Origin of the sequence: Frigoribacterium sp. Leaf415, assembly GCF_001424645.1 — a bacterium.
Lineage (GTDB): Bacteria > Actinomycetota > Actinomycetes > Actinomycetales > Microbacteriaceae > Frigoribacterium.
Window position 1 is genome coordinate 1,291,510 of sequence record NZ_LMQR01000001.1, and the last position, 18,457, is coordinate 1,309,966.

The following is an 18,457-nucleotide window of genomic DNA, read 5'->3' on the forward strand; positions in this document are numbered from 1 at the left end:
GATGTACCGGTGACGGCACGTCGCTAGCGGGTCTGGGGAGCCGCCAGCTCGTTCGCGCCCGACGCTACCGACTCGTCAGCCGATCCCCCGTCCGCCGCGCCTGCGTCGGTCGGAACGGCCGCGGCTCCCGCCGTCGTCGGAGCACCGATGGACGTGGCGGCGGGGCCTGTGCCGGTACCGGTGCCGGCAGCGGCGTCGTCGGCGGAGGTCGCGGGGGCCTTGGTCGTGAGCGGGACGCCCTCGAGGAGGGTGTTCGGGATCAGGTTGCCGGACGTCGCCTCGTCGGCACCCGCCGCGGGGGCGGGTGACCCGTGGACCGCGCCCGTGGCGAGATCGAGGTAGACGGGGTTCGAGTTGCGGACCATGCCGAGTTCGTCCGCGTTGGCGGCGAGGTTCTGCGGCGAGGACAGGACGTCGCGTTGCTCGCTGTACTTCTGCTGGTCCCGGACGAGCTCGGTCTTGGCGGCCTGCAGGTCGGAGATCTTGTACGCACCGTCGCTGAGGGCGATGCTGATGGCCAGTTGGGCCAGCAGGAGGACGAACAGCGCCGCCGTCGCGATGAGTGCGTAGGCGATCTTCGGCCGGGCCCGTCGCTGTGCCCGACTCGTGACGATCTCGACCGGTCGCGCCACCGGGGTGGACGACGCCTGCGGACGCGTCGACGGGGTCGCGATGGCCAGGTTGCTGCTCATGCTGTTCTCCGGATTCGTTCGGCGGCGCGCAGTCTCACGGGCTTGGCTCGGGGGTTGAGGTCGCGCTCGGCGTCGGAGGCCAGTTCGGCCCCGCGGACGAGCAGGCGGAAGTCGGGACGGTGCTCGGGCAGTTCGACCGGAAGACCCTGCGGTGCCGTGGACGTCGTGCGGGCGGCCAACTCGCGCTTGACGAAACGGTCCTCGAGGGACTGGTAGGCCAGCACGACGATCCGCCCCTCGACGGCGAGACGGTCGAGGGCCACCGGGACGGCCGCCTCGAGCGAGGCCAGCTCGCCGTTGACCTCGATGCGCAGCGCCTGGAACACGCGCTTGGCGGGGTGACCGGCACGCTGCAACGCCATGGGCGTCGCCGCGATCAGGAGGTCGACGAGCTCGCCGCTGCGGGTGAGCGGTGAGTCGGCCCGGTGCTCGACGATCCGTCGGGCGTACCGCGGAGCCAGCTTCTCCTCGCCGTACTGGTAGAAGATGCGACGCAGTTCGCTCTCGGGGTACTCGGCGAGGACGCGCTCCGCCGTGACGGGAGAGGTGGGGTCCATGCGCATGTCGAGCGGGGCGTCCTTCGAGTACGAGAAGCCGCGCTCGACCCGGTCGAGTTGCAGTGACGACACGCCGAGGTCGAAGAGCACCCCGTCGACCGTGTCGAGGTCCAGGTCGTCGAGAGCCTCGGCGATGCCGTCGTACGTCGTGTGCACGAGGCGGGCACGCTCGCCGAAGGGCGCGAGCCGCTCGCCGGCCAGGGCGAGGGCCTCGGTGTCGCGGTCGAGTCCGACGACCGTGAGCTCGGGGAAGGCCTGCAGCATCGCTTCGCTGTGGCCCCCCATGCCGAGGGTGCAGTCGACGACGACGGCACCGGGACGCGAGACGGCCGGGGCGAGGAGCTCGAGGGTGCGCTCGAGGAGGACGGGGGTGTGGATCTGATCGGCCATGACGACACGGGCTGTGCTCGTCGGCCCTGATCCCCATCCGTCGGGACCTGGCACCGGGGAAGGTGCGCCAGGGCTGACGGCTGAGGGTCGGGGCCCACGGGCTAGAAGAGCCCGGGGATCACCTCCTCGGTGGTGTTGGCGAACTCGGCCTCCTGGGCCTCGTAGTAGGTGTTCCACGCGTCGGTGGCCCAGATCTCGGCACGGTTGCCCGCGCCGATCACGGTGAGGTCTCGACCGAGACCGGCGTACTCGCGCAGCGTCGCCGGGATGGTCACCCGATGCTGCTTGTCGGGGATCTCGTCACTCGCGCCGGAGAGGAAGAGACGCATGTAGTCACGGGCCTGTTTGCTCGTGACCGGCGCCTGGCGGATGCGCGAGTGCATGTCTTCGAACTCGCGCTGGCTGAAGACGTAGACGCACCGCTCTTGCCCGCGGGTCATGACGAGGCCGGAGGCCAGTTCGTCACGGAATTTTGCGGGGAGGATGATGCGCCCTTTCTCGTCGAGCTTGGGCGAATAGGTGCCGAGGAACATGCGCCCGTCTCCCCTCGCCCCGCACCCCTCTGTGGCACGTACCTCCACTTTACTCCACAACCCACCACCCAGCAACGGAAAGGCGGGTGCAACCACGCGTGTCTCGCCTGCGATCCGCTCCAGTTCGGGGGTCACGCGGGTGGAGGACGGTGGAGGGAAAACGACCCGAGGAGGCGCGTCCTGCGTGTCGCAGACGACCCGCCGGTCGATCCGGCGCACGAAAAAGGGGCCGGCCCGAAGGCCGACCCCTGAGGTCGTGGTGCTCGTGGAGGCTAGGCGTCGCGCCCGTCACCGTCTTGGCGGCGGTCCCACCGGTCGTTGAGACGGTCCATCAGACCGCCCTTGGCGGGATGCGCCGGACGCGAGGTGGAGGAACGGGGAGCGGACGGCACGGAAGCCGCCGGCGAGCCCTTGCGCTTGGGCGGCGCGATGGCGAAGAGGACGCCGGCCAGCATGACCACGAACCCCGCCACGCCGATCAACGGTTGGCGGAAGATGACGCCTGCGACGATGACGGCGATGCCGACGAGCGCACCGAGGACCCCGACCACGACCAGCGTGTAGTTGGGTCGGCCACCGCGGTTGCCGACCGTCGCCACGAAGTCGGAGTCGTTGTTGTAGAGACTCCGCTCCATCTCTTCGAGGAGTCGCTGCTCCTGTTCGGAAAGTGGCATCTTGGTGTTCCCTTCGAGCACGGGCTCTCAAGCGCGAGGCGGGAGCCTCGGGATCGACGCGATGAGTAGCTGCGAGTGTATGCCCGACAGCTATCGCTAGGCTAGGCAGCGTGGCTGAGAGTACGCGGTTAGTGGACGTCGTTCAAGAGCGCATCGACCGGTTCCTCGAGCGGCAGCGTCCGGCCCTGGCGGGCATCGCTCCCGACCTCGATCCCTTCTCCCTCTATTCGAGCGATCTGCTCCGGGGTGGGAAGCGCTTCCGGGCTCTCTTCTGCTATTGGGGCTGGCAGTCGGTCGCCGGGCTCGACACGGGCTTCGACCCGCTCGGCGAGGCCCGCGACGAGCGCGAGATCGGCGCGGTCATGACCGCCTCGGCAGGGCTCGAGTTCTTCCACGCGGCGGCGCTCGTGCACGACGACATCATGGACAACTCCGACACGCGCCGGGGGCTGCCGGCGGCCCATCGGCGCTTCGAGGCCCTGCACCGCGAGGGGTCCTGGCTCGGGTCTCCCGAGGCGTTCGGCCGGTCGGGCGCCCTCCTCATGGGCGACCTGCTGCTGGCGTGGAGCGACGAGCTGCTGAGCGAGGCGCTCGACTCCCTCCCGTCCCGCGAGGCCGCCCGGGCGGCGCGCCTCGAGCTCAACCGCATGCGGACCGAGGTCACGGTGGGCCAGTACCTCGACATCCTCGAGGAGAACGCCTGGCGGACGGTCGACGAACTGCAGCTGTTGCCGCGTGCCCAGCGCGTCATCGTCTACAAGTCCGCGAAGTACAGCGTCGAGGCCCCACTGACCGTGGGCGCGGCGATGGCCGGTGCCGACCGGACCGCCCTCGAGTCCCTGCGGCACTTCGGACTGCCCCTCGGCATCGCCTACCAACTGCGTGACGACCTCCTCGGCGTGTTCGGTGACCCGTCGGTCACGGGCAAGCCCGCAGGCGACGACCTCCGAGAGGGCAAGCGCACGGTCCTCGTGGCGACCGCTCGTCGGGCCCTGCCCCCGGGGGCCGTCCGCCTGCTCGACGAACTCCTCGGTGACCCCGAACTCGACGACGACCAGATCAGCATGCTGCAGGCGACGCTGCGCGACAGCGGTGCCGTCGACGCCGTCGAGCAGACGATCACCGATCAGGTCGAGCGTGCCGTCCACGCACTCGATCGGTCGGGACTCGCGCCGTCGGCACGGACGCAGCTGACGCGACTCGCCGAGACCGTCACGCGCCGCGCCTCCTGAACCCGCCCACGGGTCGACGGCCGTCGCCTGACGGCCCGCCGGGGGCGGTGCGGGGTCGAGGCTAGAGCAGGCTCTGCGCGATGCGCCGGACCTCGGCCTTGCGCCCGGCCTGGAGGGCCGCGACGGGACTCGTGCCGAGCGCCTCGTCGTGGGACAGCATCCAGTCGATGGCCTCGTCGTCGTCGAATCCGTTGTCCGAGAGGACCGTCAGGGTGCCTCGGAGGTCGTGCCTCGGCTCGGAGCCGTCGAGGAAGACGGCCGGCACCTTCGTGACGCCGTCCACGCGGGTCCCGACGAGGACGTGCTCCTCGAGCAGGCGACGCACGCGACTCACCCCGAGGCCGAGCCGCTCGACGAGGTCGGGCACGGTGAGCCATTCGGTGTCGGCGAACCAGGGGCGTTGAGAGAGATCGGTCACGCGACAACCTTGCCACGGGTTCGTGACCCTCGCCGCGCCTCCTCCACCTCCTCCCCCGAGGCGAGTCACATGCGCAACATGCGTCCCACTGATTGACTTGGATATCCACGTGTGCCAACTTGGGACGACGTGGCACCGCGGCTCACCGATCACCCAGCGACCGTGTCCCCGCCCCCGAACCGAGGATCAGCCCATGAACGACGTCAGTCCCGCCCGCCCCGACTCCGAGTCCGCGACGACCCAGGACGCCCGGTCGACGAGTGCGTTCGGCCCTCTCGGTGGGGGCGACGAGCGCAAACCGCTCTCGCGCATGGCTCGGTCCATGCTCAACACGGTTCCCATCGTCCTGGCGGGCTCCATGGCCCTCAGCATGGGCGTCACCGGTCCCGTGTTCGCCCTCGACCAGGGCCCGACGAAGAAGCCCGACGCGTCTCCTCGTCCCGTGCTGCCCCCTCGACTGTCGGCACCCGAGCAGAAGACCGCGGCCACCGTCGAGACCGCCGCGAGCTCGGCCCGCGTCTTCGGTGCCGCCCCGGCCACCTACACCGTCAAGTCGGGTGACACCGTCGCGAGCATCGCCGGATCGTTCGGCCTGAGCACCGCGTCGGTGCTCGCCCTGAACGGCCTCAGCTGGAAGTCCACCATCTTCCCGGGCCAGACCCTGAGCCTGAGCGCCGCCACGAGTGCCGCCGCCAAACCGTCGTCCGCGCCCGCCCCGGTCAAGGCGACGGGCGGCCGGTACGTCATCGTCCGTGGGGACACGCTGAGTTCCATCGCGCGAGCCCACGGGGTCACGACGAGCGCGCTCATCCAGGCGAACGGGCTGGGACTGTCGAGCATCATCTACCCGGGCCAGACCCTGACCGTCCCCGCGGGATCGTCCGCGTCCACCGCCACGACGCCGGCCCCTGCCGCAGGACCCGCCGTGGGCAGCTACGTCATCCAGCGGGGCGACACGATCGCCTCCATCGCCTCGAAGTCGGGCACGAGCGTCAAGGCCCTGCTCGCCGCGAACGGGCTCTCGTTCACCAGCACCATCTACGCCGGCAAGACCCTCACCCTGCCCGGTGCCGCAGCGCCGACCGCCACGACCGTGGTCGCGTCGACGTCGGCCGCGCCGTTGGGCGTCAGTGCGACGCTGACGGCCGAGCAGGCCGGCAACGCCCGGACCATCATCTCGGTGGGACGCCAGCTCGGGGTCGGAGACCGTGCCATCGTCATCGCCCTGGCCGCGGCCGCACAAGAGAGCAGCCTGCGCAACCTCGACCACGGCGACCGGGATTCCCTCGGCCTGTTCCAGCAGCGCCCGAGCACGGGGTGGGGAACCCCCGCCCAGCTGCGCGACCCGGTGCACGCGACCAAGCTCTTCTTCGGTGGTGCGAGCAACCCGAACACGGGCAAGACGCGAGGCCTCCTCGACGTCAAGGGGTGGCAGTCGATGTCCCTGACGAAGGCGGCACAGGCCGTGCAGTACTCGGCGTTCCCCGACGCCTACGCCAAGTGGGAGGCTCCCGCCACCACCTGGCTCGCGACCCTCCGCTGAACCGCCGACGACCTGCGCGTCGGGCGGTTTGCCGCCGTGCGGTGAGTTGAGGCGCCGGCGCGGCCCTCGGTCCGTAAAATCACGAGGGTGAGCGTGAACCAGACTGACCCGATGATCGGCCGTCTCATCGAGGGCCGGTACGAGGTCCGTTCACGCATCGCCCGAGGCGGCATGGCCACGGTGTACCTCGCCACCGACCTGCGACTCGAGCGTCGCGTGGCCATCAAGATCATGCACGGCCACCTCGCCGACGACGCGTCGTTCAAGGAGCGCTTCATCCAGGAGGCGCGCTCGGCCGCCCGCTTGGCCCACCCCAACGTCGTCAACGTCTTCGACCAGGGCCAGGACGACGACTCGGCGTACCTCGTCATGGAGTACCTGCCCGGCATCACGTTGCGAGAACTCCTGCAGGACCACAAGGTGCTCACGCCCGAACAGGCGATGGACATCCTCGAGGCGGTCCTCGCCGGTCTCGCCGCCGCCCACCGCGCCGGCATCGTCCACCGCGACCTCAAGCCCGAGAACGTCCTCCTCGCCGACGACGGACGCATCAAGATCGGCGACTTCGGCCTGGCGCGCGCCGCGACGGCCAACACGGCCACGGGCGCCGCCCTGCTGGGGACGATCGCCTACCTCTCCCCCGAACTCGTGACCCGCGGCATCGCCGACACCCGCAGCGACATCTACGCGCTCGGCATCATGATGTACGAGATGCTCACGGGCGAGCAGCCCTACAAGGGCGACCAGCCCATGCAGATCGCCTACCAGCACGCCAACGACACCGTCCCCACCCCCAGTTCTGCGAACCCTCGCGTACCGGTCGAGCTGGACGAGCTCGTCCTCTGGGCCACCGCACGCGACCCCGAGCAGCGCCCGCGCGACGCCCGAGCCCTCCTCGACCAGCTGCTCGACGTGCAACGGGTGCTCGCCGATCCGTCGGGACCGCCCGCCAACAGGACGATGGTGCTCCCGGCCGCGGGCGCGACCTCCGTCCTGCCGTCCGTCGGCACGGGCGAGACGCAGATCCTGCCGAAGGCACGGCACCGGACCGGACCGGTCCAGGCGGAACCCGACGACGCCGCCACGACGCTCGCCGCCGTCGCCGACCGGCGTCGACGTCGGGGTCGCGTGCTCATGGCCCTCGTCGTCGTGGTGGCCCTGCTCGCCGGAGGGGTGGGCTGGTGGTTCGGTTCCGGGCCCGGCGCCCAGGCGTCCGTCCCCGACGTGACGGGACAGGACCCTGCCGCGGCATCGGCCGCCCTCACGTCGGCCGGGTTCGTCGTCGCACCCGACCCCCGGTCGGACTTCTCCCCGGTGGTACCCACGGGCCAGGTCACACGCACGGACCCCGACGCCACGACCCGGGTGCAGAAGGGTTCCACGATCACCCTCGTGGTCTCCCAGGGACCCCGTCAGCTGCCGGTGCCCACGGTCGTCGGCGAGACCGAGAAAGCTGCCACGGACGCGCTCTCGGACTTCACGCTGCAGCCCACGTCGAGCCAGTTCGACGCGTCGGCCGCCGGCACCGTCCTCGCGATCAGCGGCGTGGACGATGCGGGCACCCCGGTCGATCTCGCCGGGGCTGCCCAGTACGGCGAGCAGCAGCCGGTGACGCTCACCGTCTCGCTCGGACCCGTTCCGGACGTGGCCGGCCTCTCGGTGGCGGATGCCCAGAGCACCCTCGCCGGGGTCCAGTTGACGGGCGTCGAGAGCGGGACGGAGTTCAGCGACGGAGTCGCCTCCGGGGAGGTCATCCGTTACGAGCAACAGGCCGAGGGGGCGCTCCACCAGGGCGACACGGTCAACCTCGTCGTGTCGAAGGGCCCACCGCCCATCACGATCCCGGACGTCCGAGGCAAGACCATCGACGCGGCCACGTCTCAGTTGCAGGGACTCGGCTTCCGGGTGAGCTACCCCAGCTGCACGGCCTTCACCTGCGCGTTCTACGACTGGGAGGCCAGCCTGCCGGTCACCGCGACCGACCCCGAGGCCGGCCTGACCGCCATCAAGGGCGCGACCATCACCCTTTCGTACCGGGTGGAATGACACGCGACGCCGCCTGACGTCGAGGCCACCCACACGACGACGGCCCCGGGACCGATGGTCCCGGGGCCGTCGTCGTGCCGACGAGACTCAGTCCGCAGCGAGCTCTTCGGACACCAGGAAGGCCAATTCGAGCGACTGCATGTGGTTGAGACGCGGGTCGCAGAGGGACTCGTAGCGAGTGGCGAGCGTCGCTTCGTCGATGTGCTCGGAACCACCCAGGCACTCGGTGACGTCGTCACCCGTCAGCTCGATGTGGATTCCGCCGGGGTGCGTCCCGGCCGCACGATGCGCCTCGAAGAACCCCTTCACCTCGTCCATGATCTCTTCGAACCGCCGGGTCTTGTAGCCCGTGGGCGTCGTCAGACCGTTGCCGTGCATCGGATCGCTCACCCACAGGGGCGTCGCATCCGCCTTCTTGATGGCCTCGAGGAGGGGAGGCAGGGCATCCCGGATCGTGCCCGCGCCCATGCGGGTGATGAAGGTCAGACGCCCGGGTTCACGCTCGGGGTCGAGCTTGTCGATGAGGCGCAGCATGTCGTCGGCGGTCGTCGTCGGGCCCAGCTTCACACCGATCGGGTTGCGCACCCGGGAGAGGAAGTCGACGTGGGCGCCGTCGAGGTCGCGGGTCCGCTCGCCGATCCACACGAAGTGCGACGAGAGCACGTACGGAGTGCCCGTGCGCGAGTCGATCCGGGTCAGGGGTCGCTCGTAGTCCATGAGCAGGCCCTCGTGGCTGGTGTAGAACTCGACGCGCTTGAGCTCGTCGAAGTCCGCCCCGGCCGCCTCCATGAAGCGGATCGCCTTGTCGATCTCTCGGGCGAGGTGTTCGTACTGGGCGTTGGCCGGGTTGCTGGCGAAGCCCTTGTTCCAGCTGTGCACCTGACGGAGGTCGGCGAAGCCGCCTTGCGTGAAGGCCCGGATCAGGTTGATCGTCGAGGCCGACGTGTGGTAGCCCTTCACCAGCCGAGACGCATCCGCGCGCCGGGACTCGGGGGTGAAGTCGTAGCCGTTCACGATGTCACCGCGGTAGGCCGGCAGCGTGACGCCGTCACGGGTCTCGGTGTCGCTGGAGCGCGGCTTGGCGAACTGGCCGGCCATGCGGCCCATCTTGATGACGGGGACGGACGCGCCGTACGTGAGGACCACCGCCATCTGCAGGATGGTCTTGACGCGGTCACGGATCTGGTCGGCGGTCGCTCCCGCGAAGGTCTCGGCGCAGTCACCGCCCTGCAGCAGGAACGCCTCGCCCCGGGCCGCCGACGCCAACCGCGTGCGGAGGGTGTCGACCTCGCCGGCGAAGACGAGTGGCGGCAGGGTGGACAGCTCGGCCGAAGCGGCCTCGACGGCTGCACCGTCGTGCCAGGTGGGCTGCTGCTTGATGGGGAGCGTGCGCCAATGGTCGAGACCGTCGATCACGTCGGGATCGGTGACGACGAACGGTTCGGTGAGCTGGGCCACGGTCTTCCTTGCCAGTTGACGGTCTCGAGGCCGAACGACCTCGACAGGCGAGCCTACCGTGAAAGGGTCGAGCGCTTCTCTTTCACGCTGGTCGCGTAGACGTCGCTGTACTGCTGGCCGCTGAGGGCGTTGAGCTCGTACATGATCTCGTCCGTGATGGACCGCAGGATGAACCGGTCGCCTTCCATGCCCTCGAACCGGCTGAAGTCGAGCGGCTCGCCGAAGACGATTCCGACGCGGTGCAGGCGCGGGATCTTGGTCCCGGTCCTCATGACCTTCTCGGTTCCGATCATGGCGACGGGGATCACGGGCACGTGGCCCTCGAGGATCATGCGCGCCACCCCCGTCCGGCCGCGGTACAGCTTGCCGTCGGGGCTCCGGGTGCCCTCGGGGTAGATGCCGAGTTGCTCTCCGCGGCGCAGGACCGACAGGCCCGTCGCCAGCGACGCCTCGGAGGCCTTGCCCCCGGACCGGTCGATGGAGAGCTGCCCCGTGGCCGTGAAGAACAGCCGGATGGCCCAGCCCTTGATGCCCTTGCCGGTGAAGTAGTCGCTCTTGGCGAGGAAGGAGATCCGCCGATCGAGGGCGAGCGGCAGGAAGATCGAGTCGACGAACGAGAGGTGGTTGCTCGCGAAGATGACGGCACCCGAGGCCGGGACGTGCTCGCGACCACTGACCCACGGTCGGAAGATCGACAGGACGAGCGGACTCGCGACCATCGTCTTCAGGAACCAGTAGAGCATCGGTGCTCCTCTCGTCGGGGCGTCGGGAGTCTAGCGGTCGCCGGCGTGGAGGCGGGCGAGGTCGGCGGCACCCACGACCCCCGCGTCGTTCACGAGCTCGGCGATCACGAAGTCGGGCTCGGGGTGGTAGCCGCGAGCAGGCAGGTGCTCGAGGTACGCCGCGCGCACGGGTGCCAGCAGCAGCTCGCCGGACTGCGCCACGCCGCCGCCGAAGACGAAGACCTGCGGGTCGAGGATCGCGCTCAGCGACGCGGCGGCCTGACCGAGCCAGGTGCCGAGGCGGCGCAGGGCCTCGACGGCGCCGGCGTCACCGGACTGGAGCAACAGGCTGACGTCGTGGCCGGAGAGCTCGCCGCTCTCGGCGCGCAGATCGGCGAGGCCTCGGCCGACGCCGCCCTCGTCGGCGACCTCACCCGCGATCCGCAACAGGGCGCGGCCCGAGCCGTACTGCTCGATGCACCCGCGGGCCCCGCAGCCGCAGGGAAGGCCGTCGGGCACGATCCGCATGTGGCCGAGCTCGCCGCCGGTGCCGAAGCCCCCGCGCAGGAGGCGGTCCTGCGCCACGATGGCACCGCCCACCCCCGTGCCGATGGTGAGCATGGTCATGTCGCTGGCGAGGCGACCGGCCCCGAACCGGAACTCGGCCCAGCCGGCGGCGTTCGCGTCGTTGTCGATCGTGATGTGCAGGTCGAGTCGTTCGGACAGCCGCGCCCGGAGGGGTTCGTTCCGCCACGCGATGTTGGGCGTGTAGTAGACGGTCGACTGGGCGGCGTCGATGAAGCCGGGAGCAGCCACGCCCGCGGCGACGACGTCGGGGTGACGTGCCTGCAACGAGGTGATCATGTCGACGACCGCGTCGACGATCGCCCCCGCGTCGCCCGCGGGCGTCGCGACTCGCTCTTCGGCGACGATCTCGCCGAACTCGGTGACCACCCCGCCCGCGATCTTCGTCCCGCCGATGTCGATTCCGATTGCCTGCACGAGGATCGAGTCTATCCTCGACGACCGATCACCTTCAGCACCGTTCCCGGCGAGGTCGCGTTAGGGTTGTCGAACCATCGTTCGGTACCGAAGGAGCTGCCGTGAACGAACACATCGTCCCATCCGCCGTCCCCGCCGACCCGTCCGCCAACGCGACCGACCTCCTGCTCGCCCGGGCCGCGGCCACGCCCGACGAACCCCTGTTCGCCGTCCCGGACGGGACGGGCGGGTGGCGCGACGTCACGGCAGCCCGCTTCCTCGAGCAGGTGAGCGCACTCGCGAAGGGGCTCATCGCAGCAGGCGTCGAACCAGGCGACAAGATCGGCCTCATGTGCCGCACGCGCTACGAGTGGACCCTCATCGACTTCGCGACCTGGTTCGCCGGTGCCCTGCTCGTCCCTGTCTACGAGACGTCGTCGCCCGCACAGGTCCACTGGAACCTCAGCGACTCGGGGGCCGTGGCCGTCATCGTCGAGACCGCGGACCACTTCTCGCGGTTCGACGAGGTGCACCCCGAGTTGCCTGCCGTGACGCGCGTCTGGCAGGTCGACCTGGGCGACCTCGACAAACTCGCCGCATCGGGCGTCGACGTGTCCGACGACGAACTCGAGGCCCGCCGCAGTGCGGCCGTCGCCGACGACGTCGCCACGATCATCTACACCTCGGGCACCACGGGCCGCCCCAAGGGATGCGTGCTGACCCACGCCAACTTCGTCGAGACGAGCCGCAACGCCGCCGTCGCCATGAGCGACGTCGTGGCCCCCGGCTCGTCCACCCTCTTGTTCGTGACGACCGCGCACGTCTTCGCGCGCTTCATCGCGGTGATGTCGGTCCACGCCGGGGTGAAGGTCGGCCACCAGGCCGACACGAAGCAGTTGCTGCCGTCGCTGGCCTCGTTCAAGCCGAGCTTCCTGCTCGCGGTCCCCCGCGTCTTCGAGAAGGTCTACAACTCGGCCGAGCAGAAGGCCGAGGCCGGGGGGAAGGGCGGCATCTTCCGGCAGGCCGTCGCCGTCGCGATCGCCCACAGCAAGGCACTCGACGAGGGCACCGTGCCCCTGGGCCTGAAGCTCCGCTTCGCGCTGTTCGACCGACTCGTGTACGGCAAGCTCAAGAAGGCCATGGGCGGCAACATCCGCTACGCCGTCTCGGGATCGGCTCCACTCGGCACGCGCCTCGGCCACTTCTTCCGCAGTCTCGACATCCGCATCCTCGAGGGCTACGGGCTGACCGAGACCACGGCTCCGGCGGCCGTCAACCTCGTCTCGAAGTTCAAGATCGGAACGGTCGGGCCGGCGTTGCCCGGGGTCGGCATCAGGATCGCCGACGACGGAGAAGTGCTCGTCAAGGGCGTCAACGTCTTCGCGGGGTACTGGAAGGACGACGAGGCCACGGCCGACGTCCTGGACGACGGATGGTTCCGCACCGGAGACCTCGGCTCGCTCGACGCCGACGGCTATCTCACCATCACCGGCCGGAAGAAGGAGATCATCGTCACCGCCGGAGGCAAGAACGTCTCCCCCGCGGCTCTCGAGGACCCGATCAGGGCGAACCCCCTGGTCGGTCAGGTCGTCGTGGTGGGCGACCAGCGCCCGTTCGTCGCCGCCCTCGTCACCCTCGACACCGAGATGCTGCCCGTGTGGCTGAACAACGCGGGCGAGGCGGCCGACATGCCCCTGGCCGAGGCCGCCCGGCATCCGAAGGTCCGCGCCGAGGTCCAACGGGCCGTCGACGCCGCGAACACCGCGGTCTCGCGGGCCGAGTCGATCCGCAAGTTCGAGATCCTCCCGGTCGAGTTCACCGAGGCCGGAGGTCACCTCACTCCCAAGATGAGCGTCAAGCGTGCCGTCGTGGTGGACGACTTCGCTCAACAGATCGCCGACATCTACACGGCCCACCCCGACACCGAGTCGGTGCGGACGATCACCGCACGGGGACGGTGATCAGGCCCGCCACCAGTCGGCGGCACGGATCTCGCGCATGGCCTCGCGCTTCGTCTCGGGCTCGAGGGTGAGCACGTAGAGCGTGCCGTCGAGGTGGTCCGTCTCGTGTTGGAGGGCCTGGGCCATGAGCCCGGTGCCCTCGAGCACGACCTTCCGGCCCTCGAGGTCGACCCCCTCGACCCGCGCGTACTCGTGGCGTGGGGTCGGGAACCAGAACCCGGGCACCGAGAGACAGCCCTCGTCGACCAGGGTCTTCTCGCCCGAGACCTCGACGACGACGGGGTTCAGGACGTAACCGACCTGCCCGTCGACGTTGTAGCTGAAGGCCCGGAGCGACACCCCGATCTGGGCGGCCGCGACCCCGGCCCGCCCCGGCTCGCGAACGGTGTCGAGGAGATCCTCGACCAGGGACGCGAGGCGCGGGTCACCGATCGTCACGGGGTCCGACGTCGATCGAAGGACGGGATCGCCGAACAGGCGGATGGGTCTCACGCTCACGGCGCGCCTCCTGGGGTGGGTCTGGGTGTGGTGCGGACGACGCGTCGCGACACCGTGACGACGACGGGCGAGCTGGCGCGGTCACTTCGTCGAAGCGGACGCGGGCCGCATCGACGTGGCTGTTGGGTGATTCAACAGTAGTGAAGGTATCGTCTGTGTCGTGCATGTACTCAGCGTCAGCTCTCTCAAAGGGGGCGTCGGCAAGACGACGGTGACGCTCGGACTCACGTCGGCCGCCTTCGCCAAAGGTCTCAGGACCCTCGTCGTCGACCTCGATCCCCAGTCCGACGTCTCGACCGGCCTCGACATCACGGTCTCGGGCCACCTGAACGTCGCGGACGTCCTCGCTTCCCCGAAGGAGAAGACGGTCCGGGCGGCGATCGCGCCCAGCGGCTGGACGAAGGGCCGCCAGGGCAAGGTCGACGTCATGATCGGAAGCCCCTCGGCCATCAACTTCGACGGTCCGCACCCGTCGATCCGCGACATCTGGAAGCTCGAGGAGGCCCTGGCGAACGTCGAGGCCGACTACGACCTCGTCCTGATCGACTGCGCGCCGTCACTGAACGCCCTCACCCGCACCGCCTGGGCCGCATCCGACCGCGTGACGGTCGTCACCGAACCCGGCCTGTTCAGCGTGGCCGCAGCCGACCGAGCCCTCCGGGCCATCGAGGAGATCCGTCGGGGTCTGTCACCGCGCCTCCAGCCTCTCGGCATCATCGTCAACCGTGCCCGCGTGCAGTCGCTCGAGCACCAGTTCCGCATCAAAGAGCTCCGCGACATGTTCGGCCCACTCGTCCTGTCGCCCCAGCTGCCCGAGCGCACGTCGCTGCAGCAGGCCCAGGGTGCGGCCAAGCCTCTGCACGCCTGGCCCGGCGAGAGTGCTCAGGAGATGGCCCGCAACTTCGACCAGCTGCTCGAGCGCATCATGCGGACGGCCAAGATCGGCGACTACGCCGAGCCCGCAGCCCGCTGAACCGGCGCCCGTCCCCGACGCGACGACGAAGGCCCCGCACGAGATCGTGCGGGGCCTTCGTCGTCCTCGACCGCGCGTCGCGGTCGCGGGCTGATCAGCTGGCGCGTGTGCCGCGTCGGGCGGCGAGTTCGTCGGAAGGGTCGGCGGCGGGTGTGCTGTCGATCTCGACGAGACTCGACTCGACCTCGCGAAGGACCTTGCCCACGGCGATGCCGAAGACGCCCTGACCGCGGCTGACGAGGTCGATGACCTCGTCGTCCGACGTGCACAGGTAGACGCTCGCCCCGTCGCTCATCAGGGTCGTCTGGGCGAGGTCGTTCACCCCGGCTTCGCGGAGCTGGTTGACGGCCGTGCGGATCTGCTGGAGCGAGATGCCCGTGTCGAGGAGGCGCTTGACGAGCTTGAGGACGAGGATGTCGCGGAAACCGTAGAGGCGTTGCGAGCCGGAGCCGGCCGCCCCGCGGATGGTCGGCTCGACCAGTTCGGTGCGCGCCCAGTAGTCGAGCTGGCGGTAGCTGATGCCGGCGGCCTTGGCCGCGACGGTGCCGCGGTAGCCGCTGTCGGCGTCGTGTTCGGGCAGGCCGTCGGTGAAGAGCAGACCCAGCTCGTAGCGGGATTCCTCGGGGGAACCTGACTCACTCATGCTGTTGCCTTCCACGTTCTTCTTCCGGAGCTCAACGTTCAACATCGGGTTGATGGTTGTACAGGACTCACGGTACCCACAACGGGGAGCTGCCTGGGCGACATTCGCTCCGACGGGTCGGCGTGTCGAGGATATTCGCCCGGAGCGTGGACGTCTAGGCGTCGAGACGCCCCAGAGCCGATCGGACGAGGCCCGACCGGACGACGTCGACCTGCGCCGCGAGCTCACGGGAGAGCTCGGCGACCCGCGCCCGGGACGCCGCGTCGTGCTTGCGCGCGAGTGGCGCGAGGGCCGTCTCGATGAGTCCGAGTTCGCGGTCGACCGAAGCCCGGACCGTCCGCAGGTGACGGGGTTCGATGCCCGACCTGCCCAGCTCGACCAGGGCCGACAGCACCGAGACCGACTCGTCACCGTATCGACCCGCCGACGGCAGGAGCGACGCCGAGACGGCCTCGTCGAGCAGGGTGGGCGATGCCCCCGTCTCGCGGAGCAACTCGTCGCGACCCAGCCGACGACCGTGCGTCAGGATCGAGACGGGTGCCGCCCCGGACGGGAGCGACGCCGGGCGACCGGCGTCGAGGTCGGCAAGATGCTGACGGATGACCTTGAGCGGCAGGTAGTGGTCACGCTGGAGTCCGAGGATGAAGCGGAGGCGTTCGACGTCTGCCGGCGAGAACTTGCGGTAGCCGGACGGGGTACGCACCGGAGTGACCAACTCGCGCTCTTCCAGGAAGCGCAGCTTGCTGTTCGACAGGTCGGGGAACTCGGGCTTGAGCCGCGAGAGGACCTGCCCGATCGTCAACAGGTCGGACGGCCCGGTCTGCGACGACCGGGCGGCGGCGGTGCGGGGCACGACTACTTGATCGCCAGGTTCGCGAGGTCGACCCGCGATGCGTAGAACGTGAGGCGGAACTTGCCGACCTGGACCTCGGCCCCGTCGGAGAGCCGGGCCTCGTCGATGCGGACGCCGTCGAAGTAGGTGCCGTTCAAAGACCCGAGATCGCGCACGCTGAAGCTGATGCCCTCGCGGCGGAACTCGGCGTGCTTGCGGCTGACCGTGACGTCGTCGAGGAAGATGCCGGCCTCGGGGTGACGACCGGCGATCGTGACGTCGGAATCGAGGAGGAATCGTGCGCCGATGTTGGGGCCGCGGCGGACCACGAGCAGCGCGGAACCCGAGGGCAGGGCGGCGACGGCGTCACGCTCGTCGGTGGACACGCCTCCCTCGAGGGCGGCCAGTTGCGCCTGGAACTCTTCGTTGAAGCTGAGGGTCGTGTCGACCTCGCGAGGGGCGCCGGGAGCGCGGTCCTGCTCGCCGGGTGCCGGGTTGGCGGGCTCTGCCATCGTGGACCTCCTTTGGCGTCCCAGCGTATCGGAACTCCGACCCTCGTCGGGAACCGATTTCGGGGACCGCCCACTCCGATGGCGGTGCCGGCGACGGTGAGACGCTCTCGGCTCCCTTCACCGCGCCTCCTCATGGGACTCCCGACCGCCTCAGGGTCTGGTCATAGGGATCTCTTGGGGTCGCGCCGTTCCATGGACCCATCGTCACCACCACCGCCACAGGAGGCACACCATGAACGACCGAGACGGCGACACCACGACCGGCACCCCGAACGACGCCACGCCCGTGACGCCCTCCGCGTCGACCGAGCAGCAGGCCGGGGAGAACGCCGAGCAGGCCATCGGGCAGCCCGCCGAGGCGCGCACCCTCCCCCACGTCACCGGCGCATCCGACGCACGCTACGTGTCGGCGGCCCCGACCTGGATGGCCCACGACGACTCGCACCAGTCGTACGACGCGACGTCGGGCACCTCGACGGCGGCCGGTGGCGACGGCGCACGGGGCACGGTGCCGCCGGCCTTCGGCGGCTCGCCCAAGCCCCGCCGCTCGAAGAAGTGGCTCGCCCTCACCGGTGCGGCGGCCGCCGTCGTCATCGTCGCGGGTGCGGCGGGCGGCGGTGCCTACGCCGCCGGTCGCTCGGCCGGAACCGCGGCGGCACAGGCCGCCAGCGAACGCCAGGCCCTCGAGCTGCTGCCCCAGCTCACGCAGCCGGGCGGCGGGTCGAGCGGCTCGACGTCCCCGTTCGGCGGCTCGACCCCGCAGGACGGATCGTCACAGGGAGGGTCGTCACAGGGCGGGTCGTCGCAGCAGGGCACCTCGACCCAGACCAGCGCCACGGCGGCGACCGACGACGAGAAGGCCGGCGTCGTCACCATCGTGTCGACCCTGAACTACGACGCCTCGTACAAGTCCGCGGGCACGGGCATGATCCTGACCTCGGGCGGGCTCATCCTGACGAACAACCACGTCGTCCAGGGCGCCACCAGCATCCAGGTCACCGTCGAGTCGACGGGCGAGACCTACACGGCCGACGTCGTGGGCACGGACGCCACGAACGACGTGGCGGTGCTGAAGCTGCAGGACGCGACCGGCCTCACCCCGGTGAGCTTCGACTCGTCCGGCGACGTGTCCACGGGCGACGTCGTCCACTCGACGGGCAACGCCGAGGGCACGGGCGACCTGGTCACCGCCCAGGGCACGGTCCTCGCCACGGACCAGTCGATCACGGTCCAGAGCGAGTCCGGCTCGGGCACCGAGTCGCTGTCGGGCCTCATCGAGGTCGACGCGGACGTGGTCTCGGGCGACTCCGGAGGCCCCCTGCGCGACAGTGACGGTGACGTCGTCGGCATCGTGACGGCGGCCTCGCAGGGCTCGTCGACGATCACCGGGTACGCCATCCCGATCGACCACGCCCTGTCGATCGCCAAGCAGATCCAGTCGGGCACGGGCAGCTCCACCGTGCAGATCGGCCTGCCCGCTTTCCTCGGCGCGCAGATCTCGAGCACGGCGACCGGCACCGCGGGCGGCGTCACGATCGCCGGCGCCGTCGAGGGCAGCGCGGCGGCGTCGGCCGGCCTCGTCGCCGGCGACGTGATCACCGCGATCGACGGGACGCCCGTGGCGGACTCGTCCGCACTCACGGCCGCGATCCAGGCGCACGACTCGGGCGACCAGGTCTCGGTGACCTGGACCGACACGGCCGGCACGTCCCACACCGCGACCGTCACGTTGGGCGACGGCCCCGCCGCCTGAGCCGAGATCGAGGACGGACGGGCCCGCTCCACCGGTCGG

18 protein-coding genes are annotated in these 18,457 nt (G+C 70.1%); 6 read left to right on the forward strand and 12 right to left on the reverse strand.

Going from position 1 to position 18,457, the window contains the following annotated elements; genetic code table 11:
• Nucleotides 1-23: 23 nt before the first annotated feature.
• The 4 genes from ASG28_RS05930 to ASG28_RS05945 all read right to left on the reverse strand — a co-directional run bounded on the left by ASG28_RS05930 (nt 24) and on the right by ASG28_RS05945 (nt 2,846).
• On the reverse strand, nt 24-692 hold the full coding sequence (locus tag ASG28_RS05930; RefSeq protein WP_055973034.1) for a hypothetical protein: 669 nt from the start codon (nt 690-692) through the stop codon (nt 24-26).
• Complete coding sequence (rsmH, locus tag ASG28_RS05935; RefSeq protein WP_055973037.1) at nt 689-1,639, reverse strand: 16S rRNA (cytosine(1402)-N(4))-methyltransferase RsmH; 951 nt, start codon at nt 1,637-1,639, stop codon at nt 689-691. The genes ASG28_RS05930 and rsmH overlap by 4 nt, the downstream gene beginning before the upstream one ends.
• A gap of 101 nt (nt 1,640-1,740) precedes the next feature.
• Entirely contained in the window at nt 1,741-2,172 is a 432-nt protein-coding gene (gene mraZ / locus ASG28_RS05940; protein ID WP_055973040.1) for a division/cell wall cluster transcriptional repressor MraZ, read from the reverse strand.
• A gap of 272 nt (nt 2,173-2,444) precedes the next feature.
• Complete coding sequence (locus tag ASG28_RS05945; protein WP_055977027.1) at nt 2,445-2,846, reverse strand: DUF3040 domain-containing protein; 402 nt, start codon at nt 2,844-2,846, stop codon at nt 2,445-2,447.
• Between the two features lie 110 nt (nt 2,847-2,956).
• Here ASG28_RS05945 and ASG28_RS05950 point away from each other — a divergent pair, with 110 nt between their 5' ends.
• Complete coding sequence (locus ASG28_RS05950) at nt 2,957-4,078, forward strand: polyprenyl synthetase family protein (protein WP_055973043.1); 1,122 nt, start codon at nt 2,957-2,959, stop codon at nt 4,076-4,078.
• Nucleotides 4,079-4,139: 61 nt separating this feature from the next.
• Here ASG28_RS05950 and ASG28_RS05955 read toward each other — a convergent pair whose 3' ends face one another.
• A complete protein-coding gene (locus ASG28_RS05955) occupies nt 4,140-4,496 on the reverse strand; it encodes an Rv2175c family DNA-binding protein (protein WP_055973046.1) in 357 nt (118 codons plus the stop codon).
• 193 nt (nt 4,497-4,689) lie between these two features.
• Here ASG28_RS05955 and ASG28_RS05960 point away from each other — a divergent pair, with 193 nt between their 5' ends.
• Together ASG28_RS05960 and pknB are read left to right on the forward strand one after the other, a co-directional pair.
• Nucleotides 4,690-6,039, forward strand: a complete 1,350-nt coding sequence (locus ASG28_RS05960) for a LysM peptidoglycan-binding domain-containing protein (RefSeq protein ID WP_055973049.1) — start codon at nt 4,690-4,692, stop codon at nt 6,037-6,039.
• An 87-nt stretch (nt 6,040-6,126) separates the two neighbouring features.
• Nucleotides 6,127-8,085: a Stk1 family PASTA domain-containing Ser/Thr kinase gene (pknB, locus tag ASG28_RS05965; RefSeq protein WP_055973052.1), complete on the forward strand. Its 1,959-nt coding sequence runs from the start codon at nt 6,127-6,129 to the stop codon at nt 8,083-8,085.
• Nucleotides 8,086-8,172: 87 nt separating this feature from the next.
• On the opposite strand, the gene ASG28_RS05970 is transcribed toward pknB, so the two are convergent.
• From ASG28_RS05970 to ASG28_RS05980, 3 genes are all read right to left on the reverse strand, one after another.
• Nucleotides 8,173-9,501 (reverse strand): class II 3-deoxy-7-phosphoheptulonate synthase, encoded by a 1,329-nt coding sequence (locus ASG28_RS05970; protein ID WP_055977030.1) that lies wholly within the window; start codon nt 9,499-9,501, stop codon nt 8,173-8,175.
• A 95-nt stretch (nt 9,502-9,596) separates the two neighbouring features.
• Entirely contained in the window at nt 9,597-10,286 is a 690-nt protein-coding gene (locus tag ASG28_RS05975) for a lysophospholipid acyltransferase family protein (RefSeq protein WP_055973056.1), read from the reverse strand.
• 30 nt (nt 10,287-10,316) lie between these two features.
• Nucleotides 10,317-11,267: an ROK family glucokinase gene (locus ASG28_RS05980; RefSeq protein ID WP_055973059.1), complete on the reverse strand. Its 951-nt coding sequence runs from the start codon at nt 11,265-11,267 to the stop codon at nt 10,317-10,319.
• A gap of 101 nt (nt 11,268-11,368) precedes the next feature.
• Between ASG28_RS05980 and ASG28_RS05985 the strand changes: the two genes are divergently transcribed.
• The gene (locus ASG28_RS05985) at nt 11,369-13,207 is read left to right on the forward strand and encodes an AMP-dependent synthetase/ligase (RefSeq protein WP_055973062.1); all 1,839 of its coding nucleotides are present in this window, start codon (nt 11,369-11,371) and stop codon (nt 13,205-13,207) included.
• Here the strand turns inward: ASG28_RS05985 and def are convergent, their stop codons facing one another.
• Nucleotides 13,208-13,705, reverse strand: coding sequence for a peptide deformylase (gene def / locus ASG28_RS05990; protein ID WP_055973065.1), 498 nt, complete (start codon nt 13,703-13,705; stop codon nt 13,208-13,210).
• 160 nt (nt 13,706-13,865) lie between these two features.
• Here def and ASG28_RS05995 point away from each other — a divergent pair, with 160 nt between their 5' ends.
• Nucleotides 13,866-14,678: a ParA family protein gene (locus ASG28_RS05995; protein ID WP_054146774.1), complete on the forward strand. Its 813-nt coding sequence runs from the start codon at nt 13,866-13,868 to the stop codon at nt 14,676-14,678.
• Between the two features lie 94 nt (nt 14,679-14,772).
• Here ASG28_RS05995 and ASG28_RS06000 read toward each other — a convergent pair whose 3' ends face one another.
• The 3 genes from ASG28_RS06000 to ASG28_RS06010 all read right to left on the reverse strand — a co-directional run bounded on the left by ASG28_RS06000 (nt 14,773) and on the right by ASG28_RS06010 (nt 16,665).
• Entirely contained in the window at nt 14,773-15,321 is a 549-nt protein-coding gene (locus ASG28_RS06000; protein ID WP_043595057.1) for a MerR family transcriptional regulator, read from the reverse strand.
• A 154-nt stretch (nt 15,322-15,475) separates the two neighbouring features.
• On the reverse strand, nt 15,476-16,174 hold the full coding sequence (gene ftsR / locus ASG28_RS06005) for a transcriptional regulator FtsR (RefSeq protein ID WP_055973068.1): 699 nt from the start codon (nt 16,172-16,174) through the stop codon (nt 15,476-15,478).
• Nucleotides 16,175-16,176: 2 nt separating this feature from the next.
• Nucleotides 16,177-16,665 (reverse strand): FHA domain-containing protein, encoded by a 489-nt coding sequence (locus ASG28_RS06010; protein WP_043594907.1) that lies wholly within the window; start codon nt 16,663-16,665, stop codon nt 16,177-16,179.
• Between the two features lie 232 nt (nt 16,666-16,897).
• Here ASG28_RS06010 and ASG28_RS06015 point away from each other — a divergent pair, with 232 nt between their 5' ends.
• On the forward strand, nt 16,898-18,418 hold the full coding sequence (locus ASG28_RS06015) for a S1C family serine protease (protein WP_157485652.1): 1,521 nt from the start codon (nt 16,898-16,900) through the stop codon (nt 18,416-18,418).
• Nucleotides 18,419-18,457: the final 39 nt, after the last annotated feature.

Coding starts and splice junctions, on each gene's coding strand:
- mraZ (WP_055973040.1), bottom strand. CDS start 2,172: ATGTTCCTCGGCACCTATTCGCCCAAGCTCGACGAGAAAGGGCGCATC.
- ASG28_RS05945 (WP_055977027.1), bottom strand. CDS start 2,846: ATGCCACTTTCCGAACAGGAGCAGCGACTCCTCGAAGAGATGGAGCGG.
- ASG28_RS06010 (WP_043594907.1), bottom strand. CDS start 16,665: ATGGCAGAGCCCGCCAACCCGGCACCCGGCGAGCAGGACCGCGCTCCC.
- ASG28_RS05960 (WP_055973049.1), top strand. CDS start 4,690: ATGAACGACGTCAGTCCCGCCCGCCCCGACTCCGAGTCCGCGACGACC.
- ASG28_RS06015 (WP_157485652.1), top strand. CDS start 16,898: ATGAACGACCGAGACGGCGACACCACGACCGGCACCCCGAACGACGCC.
- ASG28_RS05930 (WP_055973034.1), bottom strand. CDS start 692: ATGAGCAGCAACCTGGCCATCGCGACCCCGTCGACGCGTCCGCAGGCG.
- rsmH (WP_055973037.1), bottom strand. CDS start 1,639: ATGGCCGATCAGATCCACACCCCCGTCCTCCTCGAGCGCACCCTCGAG.
- ASG28_RS05975 (WP_055973056.1), bottom strand. CDS start 10,286: ATGCTCTACTGGTTCCTGAAGACGATGGTCGCGAGTCCGCTCGTCCTG.
- ASG28_RS06000 (WP_043595057.1), bottom strand. CDS start 15,321: ATGAGTGAGTCAGGTTCCCCCGAGGAATCCCGCTACGAGCTGGGTCTG.